This is a genomic window from Dyadobacter flavalbus (assembly GCF_006149045.1).
In the GTDB taxonomy this organism is placed as follows: domain Bacteria; phylum Bacteroidota; class Bacteroidia; order Cytophagales; family Spirosomataceae; genus Dyadobacter; species Dyadobacter flavalbus.
Window position 1 is genome coordinate 592124 of sequence record NZ_VBSN01000027.1, and the last position, 12511, is coordinate 604634.

Here is a 12511-nt window from a genome sequence, read left to right on the forward strand (position 1 = left end):
TTAGCTTTTGTTCTGCTTATTTATCAGCCTTTTACATAATTCGTTCCGTAAGGCGCTCTTTGCGGCCTTGAAAGCATGGCGTTTGCTTCGGCGTCACCGATATACTCTTCTTTTTCCGGGTTCCATGTAAGTTTTCTTCCCAGTTTCATTGCGGTATGTGCAATCAGACATGCGGAGCAGGAACGCTGTGCAATTTCGGCATGACTGATGGTTTGTTTGCCGTTCTGAATGCATTCCAGCCAGTTCTGATGCTGTTCAGGGCTTTCATATAAACGAATTTCATCGGGCTGAATAACGGAACCCAGAATTTTGCTGTCGCTTGCATAAAACGCCTCATTCTGTTTGGCCGATTCAGCAGCACCGGGATCGGATGCAGTTACACCGACATTGCCTCTTGAAACAAAAATCCAGCCGTCCGTTCCTTCGAACTTGATCCCGTTCGGATTGGTGCCGCCGATTTCCATTTCCACGCCGTTTGCATACTTTGCATTCACCAGAAAATCGCCGTGAACGTTCCACAAGCCCGAGCCTGCCGGCGGGAAAGTGGCCTTGCCTTCAATTTCAATCGGACCGGTGAGTTCGGTATCCATGCCCCAATGCGCAATATCCAGGTGGTGAGAACCCCAGCCTGTGATCATGCCCGCGCCAAACTGTTCCAGACGAAGCCAGCCCGGACGGTCGTTGATGTTGGTCTGCGAATGCACACGGTCGAGCGTATAATAAATCTCTGGCGTGGAGCCTAGCCACATGTCGTAATTCAGATTGGCAGGAACAGGCATTTTTTCAGGATTGCCGCCGGCAGGATCGCCCGGCAGGCCGACGTACACTTTTTTAAGCTGCCCGATGCGTCCATTTCGTACCAGTTCACAGGTTCTTTTAAACTGCGGCCACGGGTTCATGGAACGCTGCTGACTGCCGAGCTGGAAAACAACTTTCTTTTTCTTGATCATATCCGCCATTATCCTGCCTTCCTTGATGGTAAGCGACGTCGGTTTTTGCATGTAAATGTGCTTTCCGGCCACGGCAGCTTCCATCGCCGGCTGTGCATGCCAGTGATCGGGCGTACTGATGATAACGGCGTCTATTTCCTTGTTGGCCAGCAACTCCTTGTAATCATCATACGTTTTGACATTTACATAGTCGGCTTTACCGGTTTTATCCGCGTATTTCTTTTCAATCCATAGTTTGCCTTGTGCAAGCCGGTTTTTATCAACATCCGCCACAGCCATCACATGCGCAACTTCGTTCTTCATCACTTCGGGCAAATCATGCGTGGTTGCTATGCGCCCGATCCCGATCTGTCCGATCTGAATTTTATTGCTGGGTGCATTTTTACCGAAAACACTTGCCGGAACAATGGCCGGAAACATGGATGCTGCAAGGATGCCGGCTGTACCGGAAGCGGCAGTTTTAAGAAAGGATCTTCTGTCCTGGTTATTTTCGCTGTTGTTTTTCACCGGATTCAGGATTAATGTTTTTCAGAATTACTTTTTGCGTACTTCATCGTTCGGGCTTGTAGCGTAAGCCTTACTGTAATTTCTTGGTTTCTGTGGACCTATTGCCCATTCAATTCCGCCAAGAATATGCTTTTTCAAATCTTCTTTTTCATAATCTTCTTTCTGGTGCCCGAGCGAAGTATAAAATGCGCGGCCTCCGTCGTACTCATGCCACCAGACGGAAGGAAATACAGTGCCGAAAGTGTCCAGCGCTTTTCCTGCCGGTTTCTGAATCGTTGTATGGTCATTTACGGCCAGCACATGCAGGTTAACGGCCATTTCCTTTACAAAATAGAATTCGTCCGTTTCGCGCTTCCATTCTGCGGGCAAATGCGCAAGTGCAGGGTTTTTATTGTCAAGAATTTTCACCGTAAAACTTTGACCGGGTTCATGCCAGAAGAACGTTCCGCCGAGCATATCTTTAAACCACCGCCATTTTCGCTCCGTACCCGAGGCAGAATGCAGCCCGACAAAATTTCCGCCGGCCTGCATGTAGCGCATCAATGCAACGCGCTGTGCATCGGTGTCGAACACGTCGTTATTAGTATTGGAAAAAACAAGTGCATCATATTGTTTGAGATTGTCATCGGTAAAAACGGCAGGATCATCCGAAACGTCAACGGCAAATCCGTGCTGCTTGCTTAGCAATTGTATGGCCGTTACGGAACTTGCGAGGTTATCATGCACGTAGCCTTTTCCGTTTTTGGTATAAAACAAGATTTTTACCTTGTTCCACCTGATTTTCTGTGCGTATGAATGATTTGAAGCAAAAGTGCAGAAAATCAGCAGGAAACAAACGGAATAAGCCAGACGGTTTACTTTTTTCATTTTATCCATATTCGTTTTAAAATCCGATTGAATTGCCGCCGTCCACCGGCAGCGAAACGCCGGTAATGAATTTGGCTGCCGGCGATGCCAGAAATACAGCCGCCCAGCCCACATCGTCCGGTTTTCCCCAGGTTCCCATCGGCGTGCGGTCCATGGCTTTGTCACGTCTTGCCGGATCGCCGTTCATGGCGGTCAGCATCATGGGTGTTTCTATAAAACCCGGAGCGACGGCATTTATCCTTACATGATGCGGAGAAAATTCTGTGGCCAGTGCACGCACCATTCCGGCAACGGCCGATTTGGAAGCTGAATAAGCCACCACGCGGTCAATTCCGTACAATGCAGCCATGGAAGTAATCATGATAATGGAGCCTTGCCTGCGTTCCGTCATCCGTTTGCCGCATTCGCGAGTGATGGCAAATACCGCATGCAGGTTGGTTTGAACAATGCGGTCAAATTCCTGATCGGTTACCTCAACGGCATGTTTTTTCATATTGATTCCGGCATTGTTGACCAGAATATCAATCGGGCCTTCTCGGGTTTCAATGTCTGCGATGAGTTCCGGAATGGTATCCAGCCTTGTAATGTCATTGACAAAATACCTTGAATTCGGTCCGAGCGTTTCGGCTGCTTCTTTCAAAACCGTTTCGCGTCTTCCTGTGATAACAACCTTTGCGCCTGCACGGATCATGCACTGAGCAATGTAAAATCCGATCCCGCTTCCGCCGCCGGTAATGAGCGCCAGTTTTCCCTGAAGTGAAAAGACATCGTGTAATATTTCCTGTTGAGCAACTGGCATCATTTGACTGAAAGTAATTTTATATTAAAGCTGGTTTGCAAAAGATAAGGCATGGGTTTCAGGATAAAAAGTATACGTGATTCCCATTTCCAGGCCACGCAGCTCAGCCAGTCCTTTCAGGCGGCCAATGGCAGAATAGCCCGGATAGGTTCTTTTATGCAGATCGTCCAGCATCTGAAAACCATGGTCCGGGCGCATCGGCAGTTGCGGATCGCTGATGCCGGCTATTTTCCGCTTTTGTTCTTCCTGAATCAGCGCTTTTACAACTTCATACATGTCCACGTCTCCGTTCAGATGCGGCGCTTCATGGAAATTTCGGGTACCTGCTTCTCTTTTTGTCGTTCGCAAATGCACAAAATGAATCCGGTCGCCAAACTGTCCGATGATTTTTACAAGGTCGTTGTCTTCTCTTACGCCCAGCGAACCGGTGCAGAAAGTAATGCCGTTGGCTCTCAGCGGGCATGCGTTCATTAACTGCAGAAGATCGTTTTCTGTACTTACAACCCTTGGAAGCCCGAGCAGCGATGCCGGCGGATCATCGGGATGAATGCAGAGGTTTATGCCGCATTCCTGCGCAACCGGTGCAATCTGGTTTATAAAATAATACAGGTTTTCACGCAGCTGTCTGTCATCAATATGCGCATAAGCATCGAGTAAATCCTGAAATCCGTTCAGGTCAAATGCTTCTTCCGAACCCGGAAGCCCGAGCAAAACCGTATTGGTAAGCAGCGTCATCTCTTCGGCTGTCATGCTTTGAAATTTGTCAAGTGCTGCCTGCCGGATTTCCGGTTCGTAATCATTTGCGGCATTCGGTCTTTTAAGAATATAAAGGTCAAACAACGCAAAATCTTCCCAGACAAACCGCAGCGTTTTATGTCCTTCCGGCAATGGATAGTCCAGTGCCGTACGCGACCAGTCAAGTACGGGCATAAAGTTGTAACAAACCGTTTTCAAGCCACACGCAGCCAGGTTCCTGAGTGATTGCCTGTAATTTTCGATATAAAGTTCCCTGTCCGGAAGCCCTTTTTTGATGTGTTCATGAACCGGAAGACTTTCCACTACGAGCCAATTCAGATCAGTAAAATGCCCGTTATCCGCTTCAATAAGGTTTTTTCTTTCCCTGATAGCGTCAATTGTCCATATTTCCCCGACCGGAACCTGATGCAACGCGCTCACTACTCCCGAGCATCCGGCTTGCCGTATATCCATCAAGGAAACCGGATCATTCGGTCCAAACCAGCGCATGGTATGAATCATAAAATTTGTAAGATTAATGCATAAATACCAGACGCAATCCAACTGATTTCCCCCTGACAGCCGGCAGAATTATTGTCTTTTATCAAGCTACGGAATTGGATTTGTCTTACCGTATGAAAACAGATTTTTGTCATTTGCAAAGTATTCGGGTATTATGGAAAGTATGCCTGATGACTAGTCTGAAAATATTGCAAGAATTGAGTATTCTTGAATAAAAGCAGATTATTATGGAAGCTGTTGCCGAAAAACTTTATACTCTGGAAGAATACTTTACCTTCTGCGAATCGCATGAAGGGCGCTTTGAATATGTAAACGGAGATATTATAGAGATACCGGCAAAATCCGTTGCTGCTAACCAGATTGCTGGAAACATACACTTTTACATTCGCGGGCTTCTTGAAGACCAAGCATATTTATTTGTTCAGAATGCCGTAAAGCTTCAGGTTAAGGAAGGAAAAGTTTTTCGTATTCCGGATTTCCTTATTTTTAAGGAAAGCGGCAATCAAATAAAATATGCTACGGAGCCTGTTTTAATTACTGAAGTCATTTCAGTAAGTTCCGAGAAAACAGACCGCACTACCAAACTGAATGAATACTTATCTATTCCGTCTTTGCAGTATTAACTGATTGCAGAACAGGAAAGCTGTTTGATTAAAATTTACATTCGGGAAGGCGAACGCTGGTATGTGGAGCTTTACAGCAAAATGGAAGATGTTATTCCGCTGTCTTATTTCAGCATTGAAATTCCGGTGAGTGCCATTTATAAAAAAGTAGCTTTTTAGCCTGAAAACAATACAGTGCTGATTTGATACTACTTTATTTTCACCAGAAATATCTGCTGCGTGGCGTTGCCGTTCTTTTCAGGTTTTACTAACCGGTTATAAGCGATTGTTTTTCCATTCGGTGACCATACTGTATTGGTTGGAGCCGGGCTGGTGGAATCGGTTAATGCAAGGATTCGTTCTGTAAAGGGCTCTTTTCCTACTTTGCACAATATAATGCTTCCGTTCCAGACATAACTTACGTGCTTTCCGTCCGGATGCCACCTTAAACTGCCGGTTATATCGGAACCATGTTCAGTTAATTGTTCCGGTTCGCCGCCCTCGGGAGATATCCGGAAAACCTGTTCAACGCCGGTTCTATCTTTGGCAATAAAGGCAATTGAACTTCCGTCCGGTGAAGAACGCACAATGCCTCTGCATCCCGGATACCGAAATTTTGCGGTGAAAGTCAGCCTTCTTTGCACCGCACCTTCGGGAGGCATCGGGAAATCGTCAGCAGTTCCTTCGAGTGGCCCGTGTATGCCGGGCTGCGTAATGTCATCGGGAATGTCAACGATAAAAACCTCATTAACTTCGTTGCCGTGTTCATCTTTCACTGTTCCGATAAATGCCCTTGCAATTTGCCTTTTTCCATTCCGGCGTACATAACCGTTTGTTCCGACCCAGCTGTCACTGGCCGCATGGCTGATTTCGTCGGACCCCGGCACAGGCTCAGGTACCACGCGGACTACAAGTACACTGAACCAGCTGCCGGAAACGTTTTCCTGATTTTTATCTACAATAACCTGTTTTATTCTTTTGGAAACGCCTATTGTCCGAAGGTTTCTTTTCTTTCCGGTTGCATCTTCCAGTGCTTTCAAAATGGCGTCATTGTATGTAAATCCGATCCATTGTCCGTCGCCGCTCCATTCATGACGGTGCGTTCCGCCGCGCAATGCTCCGGGCGTAAATGGAAAAGTTACATCGCGGGCATCCATATACACGGGAGTGCCGGGACTGGATTCGTAAATGATAACTCCGGTTCGTCTCCATTGCTGATACGGGTTTTCCTTTGTGCTGCCGGCAAGCCCGTGAATAAAAACGATCGCATTTTTTTTCGGGCTGTAACTGACTGCACCCACACCCGGACCCCATGCCTGGTTATTTTTTATTTCAAAAAGGACCTGCTTTTCTCCATTGCCTACATTTACTTTTTCAATTTTTGAAGATTCGGCAATGCCGCCGGAGTCTGTTCTGGTATCGTAAACGAGCCATTTTCCATCAGGGGAAAAGTTATCGTTATTATCCAGGTCGTGATGATAACCCGGATCGTTCGTAAGCTGTATTTCTTCAAAATGTTGTTCGGGCCGGCAGAAAAGCATAACGTGCGATATCAGTAAAGCCGTAAGTTTAATACAAAGTGTCCGCACCGGCAATTATTTCCGGGGTGAAGTAATGACACCCAGAAACCTGCCCATCCAGTAAGGTAAAAGCCAGATGTCCCCTGCACTGTATTCCGATCCGCCATTATTGCCGTTTTGGTCCAGGCTAAACATGTTTGCATTGTGCCGCTGTACAGGACGTTCATCCGGCGGCAGCACTTCTTTTATCGTTTGTTTGCGGAAATTATCCGGAAGGCTTTCAATGTCTTTCCGATGGCTGTTTTTTACATTCCAGTCGATCAGGTCCAGCGGGTGTTTCTGTAAATACCAAACTGCTTCGTTCAGGTCAAAATCTTCTGTTCCTGTAAGCGCGGTGAAAATGTTCCATGCACCTTCTTTTTCGGGCCTTTCTATTTGCCAGTGGTCAAGAATTGTTTCTTTGTATTTTGCTTTAAGCGTATCGTTGAAGGCATAGCGGTAAAGGCCCCAGTAACCGATAAAGTACATTTCGTCATCGGAATGGTTCCAGCCGTCAGAAATCAGCCTGGCATGTTCATTTGCATTTTGAGGTGCCTGGCCGATTCCTTGCATCGGCCGCATCATATTCTCGAGATAGCCGTTTTTAGTCATCAGTTCAAAAGCCTTTGACTTGTACTTTTCCTTTTTTGTAAAATGGTAAGCAGTCTGCAGCATGGCAATAATATTGGAAGAGTTCAGTTTCCGGTCTCCGACATTAACCGGAAATGAATTTACATATTCGGGGTTCCATTTGCCCCACAGGGTCGGCTTGCTGTCAAAATCAATGAGATAAAGGTTGTTTTTGATGATGTTTGACATCAGTGTATCAATAAGTATGATTGCACGGCTTTTTATTGCGGGCTCATCAATCAGTTCGGCCATGGCGCCGAATGCAAAAATATGCCCGATCGCTTCATCGCTGCTGGTTGTCGTTTTCCAGTCCCATTCGGGATCCTTTGCATGTTGCCAGCGCTCATTATCATTCAGTTCCTTCATGTGGCCGGAGCGTTCGAATGATCTTGCAGGGAACCCGGGAATGGAAGTGACGGTATACAGCCGTTCCATGGCATCGAGCGATTCACGGCAGTTTTGCAAAGCTTCCGGATCTTTGGTAACGGCATACCTGAAAACTTCCCCGCCCAGATACATGGAAGTCCACAAGCCATCGTTGTCCGAATCTTCCATGTAGCCCGTTGTGAGATCGCCATGATGAATATTGACGAGTGATGCATTGAAGCCGTTTCTGATATGTCTCAGCCGCACCTGCTCTTCAAAAATCAGGGCCTTTTCTTCCAAGGTGATGTTTTTGAAAATAATCTGTCCAAGCCCTTTGGTTGTCAGAATGAGTGCCGAATTTTCAGGGCCGGCTGCGATGTCTGTAACTACATTTCCGGGCAGCCATCGTTCGCCGTAATAGTAATCAAATTTGCCGTCCGGCCTGAGTACAAATGCGCCCTGATCGGTTCCGAACCAGATTTTTTCATTGATTTCCTTAACAGCTGTTATTCTGGTGGCAGGAAGTTTTTTAAATGTTTCTCCGATCTGTTTTTTTGTTGCTATATCAAATTCAATATATCCGTCAGAAGTGCCTATAAATATTTTTCTGTTCTGACCGGCTATGTCAAAACAGGTGAAATTGCTGCCGTCCAGAACCTTGGTCAGCTGGTTGTTTCCGGGTGTGAAAGTATAAAGGGATTTGCTGCCCAGAATCCAGAACTGATCTGTACTTTTCTGAAATCTGATTTCAGAAACGTCATCGTCGGGCAGATTGCCGCTCCACAGCATTTCGGAATTCCGGATCAACTGAAGGGTTTTTCCATCTGAAACCAGAAACGAGAATGCGGTTCCTCCGGCAAAACAGCGGGCTTTCGGAAGACTGTGTCTGGAAAACAAATTTCCTGCCCATGCATTGCTGAAAACAACTGAATCGGTAAGATATACGAACTGGTTTTCATAGTTTTCCAGTGCTGCTATCTTTTTATCTTTCATAAACCGGTAAGAATGGTCGGCTGTAATTATTCCGGGACATTGAAATTTTCCGTTGGCAGGTTTTATCAGTCCGTTTTTCGAGCATATGCTGATTACTCCGTTGCGGTCTGTGCGTACTTTCAGTAAATCATGCTTTGAGGTGTCGGCATAGAATTTTATGCTGTAATCCTGCAAAAAAGGCTCATCCTGATAAATATGCTGTGCTGCTGTTTCAATGCTGAAAAGTACTGCGGCAATTATAATCCAGGATAAAAGCGGTAATTGTGATTTCTTGTACATTAAAGTATGGTTTAGGGATTTATCTCGGGCGGGATGCCTTGCCGTTTTATACTAACTTCCGTTGAGTGTAATTTGCGCCGGATCAACAACAACATACCGTATCGATTTTTTCTGCTTTTCGGGATGCCAGGAGTAAGTCATATGCAAAAGTCCGTCAGCCGTTTGTATCAGGGAAGGATACGAGTAGCTTCCTTTTCCGGCAGGGTCGTTTTCAATAAACTGTTTCCATTTCCACGATTTTCCTTCATCATCTGAAATACGGAGGCTCAGCTGATAACGTCCGCCAGCTATGTCATTTCCCAGAAAAGCCCATTTCCCATCTTTTAAAACCAGTAGTTCCACGCTCGCGGTATTGGGGATTTCGGTTTTCTGTGACGCTGTCCAGCTTAGTCCTCTGTCTGCCGATTCGCTGACATGTACCCGTTCCGGGCCGTCTCCGCTGTCACGCATGTAAGCCACCAGATTGCCGGTTCTGCTTTGTATAATTGCCGGCTGTATCGGCCCGCGTCCAACTATGGGCAGGCCGGGTTTCCATGTACTGCCATGATCTTCTGAAATGGCCGTTATAGAAAAATTGTACCCGTCAGAGTAGAGCGGCAGTACAATCCTTCCGTTTTCCATCAGCAGCGGTTTGATGCGCGTCATCCAGCCAATGCTTCGTTTCCGGGCATCTTTGCTTGCTTCTATAATCATCTGATCATATTTTGGCGCATATCCCGCCCAGCCCAGCGTGCTTTCAGGAAGTTCTTTAAATTTCTTTTCTACTTCTTCTGCAAAACGGTCGTCTGGCTTCAGCAGGATATTGTCCTGCCAGTTCCAGCGGGGTGCTTCGCTGTTGCTGTAATCTGTCGAGGTACGAAAGCGCAGGATGGATTGTTCCCATGCATTGGCCTGTACTGCAATCCAGACCAGAAACAGTTTTTTGTCCGCATTCATAAAAAGTACGGGATTGCAATCGGGAATGCCCGGAGTGTCGGCCATTACAAATGGTTCACTCCAGTTTTTGGATCCTTTTCTCAGTCTGGATCCCATAATCATGACATCGTCTGCTGTACGTTCGCCGCTTCCCTGAAACCATGCCACTAGAAAATCGCCATTCGGCAAGCTGACCAGACTGCTTCCGTGTACGTGTTTTTCCTGCGGAGGAAATACAAGCATCTGGTTTTTAATGACTTTTTCCTGCGCAAATGTGCTGATTGTAAACAGAATCAGGACCGCTGTAAATACTATTTCCTTCATTTAACCGACAAGGTTATTTGTACTTTCCAATCAGCCACGAATACACGAAAAAGGCACTGATATTTTTGTTCGTGTTGATTGGTGTATTTGTGGCTTTATAAATTATTCCGAAATCATTTCAAAATATCCTGTTCCAGCCAGGATGCTTTTGTCTGATGAACAGTCTTTTCCAAAACAGCACTTTTCCCTTTTTGGCAGGAAAAAAGAATCCGAAGTGTGGACAAGAGAACTAACCTGCAGAAAACGCTGGAAGAAGAGCCCGTCATGCTTTGGCATAATTTACATTTTCCTGAAAAAGCAGGGCTACAAGCTTTTGATGCTGGGAAAAATCCGGGATCAATACATGTGCGCCGGCTCGGATCAGCCTCGGGCGCTTGGCCGGATTATGACCAAAACGCTGCACTTCATTGCTGGCAATTCCCACAGCAATACCGCCGGCACGTCTTCCTTCACGGATTTCATCAGGCCCGTCACCAAAAACGGCAAGTTCATTTCCATGAAGTTGATTGTCATGAATGATCTTTTCAATGACCATTTTTTTGGAAAATCTGGTGTAATCCTGCATTGCACCGAAAATGCCGCCGTCAAACAAATCTGCATAACCAAGTATTTGCGCCTCATTTTTGACATCTTCAGCATCCGTACCGCTGGCAAGATACAAGGTTACGCCTCTTTCTTTCAGCGCATTTAAAAAAGCAACGGCACCTTTTATGGTATAATCTGCACTATCGAGTTCGCCGGCTCTCAGCTTTTCAATGCGGTTGCGGACCATTTCCAGCAATCCTTTATTGTAAAGCGATTTATACTGGAATTTGTCAAGAATTTGATCTTCCGGAACGTAGCCATGTTCACGCACCATCTGAACAAGCCCTTCCATCTGGTAAATGGTCTGGATTCCGGTTGTTTTATGTATAAATTCCCTGACCTGCAGCTGGATATTGCAAAAAATTGCTGAATCAACTTTATGGTAATGATCGCCCAGTATGGCCTGCATGATAACAGGTTCCATAATATTTTCCCAGCCATGACGCAGTGTACTGATGGTTCCGTCGTGGTCAAAAACCGCGTGGCGTATATGTCCTGTTTTTTCCAGGATTTCCGATGTACAGATTTCAAATTCCGTTTCAGGAATAAATACCGCACTTCTATCATTTTGGGCCAGATCTGCGTTGTAAATAAAATCCGGCTCTTTGCTGATGCTGATAATTTCCTGTCCGTTTGCCGTGCCGGTCGTAAACAGCTTTTGCACCGTTACGGCAGCTGCAAAATTGGCAAATTGTGCCGATTCTCTTGGTGAAATGCCGGCCGCCAGGCATAATGTCAGCGCACTGACTGCCGTATCTCCGGCACCAACCGTATCAAGTCTGCTTTTAAGCTGAAGGCCCGGCACTTCATAGCTGCCCGTTTCGTCAAATGCAATGATCCCTCTTTCGCCGCAGGTTACAAAAACAGGTTTCCGGGACTTTTCATAAACAGTCCTGCCGTATTTCCTGACATCTGCAATCGGGATATTTTCTTCCGGGCTGATATACAATCCGTTTAAGGAAGCAATTTCGCGGTCATTCGCCTTCAGATACGTATTTTCTATCCGGTGATTGAAATGCCGTGAATCAAGCATGATGATTTTATTACTGTACTTTTCAAAAAGCCGGTTAACCTGTTCAATAAAGGATTCATTATTGATGCTTCCGGTAACCTGCTGGTTAAAAATCAGCGCGTCACATTCCTGTAAGGCAGCTTCAATCGCAGTCAGTATATGCCGGTCGGTTTCAACGCTTCTTTTGCTGTAAACGCCAAAGTCAATCCGGGGCTCTTCGCGGCCGTTTACAAGTCTTTTCAGATAGCAGTAAGTGCTGAAATCCTCTTTCTGTATAAAGAATGCTTCGGTATCGGCGCCAAGTGATTTCAGCTGTGCGGCCAGTTCCCTTCCGTGCATGTCATCGCCGGCCACACCGATTACCCTGATCAAAGCAGGGTTCAGGGCCGAAAGATTGGCGACAACATTGGCTGCTCCGCCGGGAGAATAATAATCCCGGGCAACAGCTTCTGCCTTAAGGCTTGTTTCAATGGAAATTTCTGAGCCTCGTTCATCCATAATCCAGTATGCATCCAGACAGAAATCGCCATACACGGCCACTTTGACGTGTGCTATTTTTTCCAGAACAGAAGAGATACGACTTTGAAGCATGACCATGAAGCGACCCGATTACGTATTGTTCGTACTTAACTTGATGTTTTCCCGATTATATACTTCATGAGTAACCTGTCGGGCTATTTGTTTTTACTTTATTCAAATAAATAGTTGAAAATTATGTTACCAAAGCCTAAAAAACACGTCTAAATTATATTTACGCTCAGTTGAAAGCGGTTGTCCGAAAGCAAACAAAAAGGCCGGGTTTAAATAATTGTTAAGTATAAGTTAACCTGGCCGGAATTGCCGGAATAAAAAATAATTTTACGCAA

At 45.9% G+C, this 12511-nt stretch carries 10 protein-coding genes; 2 read left to right on the forward strand and 8 right to left on the reverse strand.

Features of this window, described 5'->3' with window-relative positions; genetic code table 11:
• Positions 1-23: 23 nt before the first annotated feature.
• From FEM33_RS07715 to uxuA, 4 genes are read right to left on the reverse strand one after another with little or no spacing between them, the layout of a single operon-like run.
• Positions 24-1457, reverse strand: coding sequence for a Gfo/Idh/MocA family protein (locus tag FEM33_RS07715; protein WP_139011482.1), 1434 nt, complete (start codon positions 1455-1457; stop codon positions 24-26).
• Positions 1458-1484: 27 nt separating this feature from the next.
• Entirely contained in the window at positions 1485-2324 is an 840-nt protein-coding gene (locus FEM33_RS07720) for a ThuA domain-containing protein (protein WP_139011483.1), read from the reverse strand.
• 16 nt (positions 2325-2340) lie between these two features.
• Entirely contained in the window at positions 2341-3126 is a 786-nt protein-coding gene (locus tag FEM33_RS07725; RefSeq protein ID WP_229214135.1) for an SDR family NAD(P)-dependent oxidoreductase, read from the reverse strand.
• 21 nt (positions 3127-3147) lie between these two features.
• Positions 3148-4380: a mannonate dehydratase gene (gene uxuA, locus FEM33_RS07730; RefSeq protein ID WP_139011484.1), complete on the reverse strand. Its 1233-nt coding sequence runs from the start codon at positions 4378-4380 to the stop codon at positions 3148-3150.
• Positions 4381-4607: 227 nt separating this feature from the next.
• Here uxuA and FEM33_RS07735 point away from each other — a divergent pair, with 227 nt between their 5' ends.
• Together FEM33_RS07735 and FEM33_RS26840 are read left to right on the forward strand one after the other, a co-directional pair.
• Positions 4608-5003 (forward strand): Uma2 family endonuclease, encoded by a 396-nt coding sequence (locus FEM33_RS07735; protein ID WP_229214136.1) that lies wholly within the window; start codon positions 4608-4610, stop codon positions 5001-5003.
• 24 nt (positions 5004-5027) lie between these two features.
• On the forward strand, positions 5028-5162 hold the full coding sequence (locus FEM33_RS26840; protein WP_262711977.1) for a hypothetical protein: 135 nt from the start codon (positions 5028-5030) through the stop codon (positions 5160-5162).
• A 29-nt stretch (positions 5163-5191) separates the two neighbouring features.
• On the opposite strand, the gene FEM33_RS07740 is transcribed toward FEM33_RS26840, so the two are convergent.
• From FEM33_RS07740 to FEM33_RS07755, 4 genes are all read right to left on the reverse strand, one after another.
• Positions 5192-6523: a DUF3748 domain-containing protein gene (locus FEM33_RS07740; protein WP_139011485.1), complete on the reverse strand. Its 1332-nt coding sequence runs from the start codon at positions 6521-6523 to the stop codon at positions 5192-5194.
• Positions 6524-6577: 54 nt separating this feature from the next.
• Positions 6578-8809, reverse strand: a complete 2232-nt coding sequence (locus FEM33_RS07745; protein WP_139011486.1) for a hypothetical protein — start codon at positions 8807-8809, stop codon at positions 6578-6580.
• 51 nt (positions 8810-8860) lie between these two features.
• The gene (locus FEM33_RS07750) at positions 8861-10048 is read right to left on the reverse strand and encodes a sialidase family protein (protein WP_139011487.1); all 1188 of its coding nucleotides are present in this window, start codon (positions 10046-10048) and stop codon (positions 8861-8863) included.
• A gap of 262 nt (positions 10049-10310) precedes the next feature.
• Positions 10311-12236 carry a PfkB family carbohydrate kinase gene (locus tag FEM33_RS07755; RefSeq protein WP_139011488.1) on the reverse strand — a complete coding sequence of 642 codons (1926 nt, stop codon included), beginning with the start codon at positions 12234-12236 and terminating at the stop codon, positions 10311-10313.
• Positions 12237-12511: the final 275 nt, after the last annotated feature.

What these genes read in the sequence shown, in the direction of transcription:
- FEM33_RS07720 (WP_139011483.1), bottom strand. Translation starts at nt 2,324, where the DNA reads ATGAAAAAAGTAAACCGTCTGGCTTATTCCGTTTGTTTCCTGCTGATT.
- FEM33_RS07725 (WP_229214135.1), bottom strand. Translation starts at nt 3,126, where the DNA reads ATGATGCCAGTTGCTCAACAGGAAATATTACACGATGTCTTTTCACTT.
- uxuA (WP_139011484.1), bottom strand. Translation starts at nt 4,380, where the DNA reads ATGATTCATACCATGCGCTGGTTTGGACCGAATGATCCGGTTTCCTTG.
- FEM33_RS07735 (WP_229214136.1), top strand. Translation starts at nt 4,608, where the DNA reads ATGGAAGCTGTTGCCGAAAAACTTTATACTCTGGAAGAATACTTTACC.
- FEM33_RS07740 (WP_139011485.1), bottom strand. Translation starts at nt 6,523, where the DNA reads ATGCTTTTCTGCCGGCCCGAACAACATTTTGAAGAAATACAGCTTACG.
- FEM33_RS07745 (WP_139011486.1), bottom strand. Translation starts at nt 8,809, where the DNA reads ATGTACAAGAAATCACAATTACCGCTTTTATCCTGGATTATAATTGCC.
- FEM33_RS07750 (WP_139011487.1), bottom strand. Translation starts at nt 10,048, where the DNA reads ATGAAGGAAATAGTATTTACAGCGGTCCTGATTCTGTTTACAATCAGC.
- FEM33_RS07755 (WP_139011488.1), bottom strand. Translation starts at nt 12,236, where the DNA reads ATGCTTCAAAGTCGTATCTCTTCTGTTCTGGAAAAAATAGCACACGTC.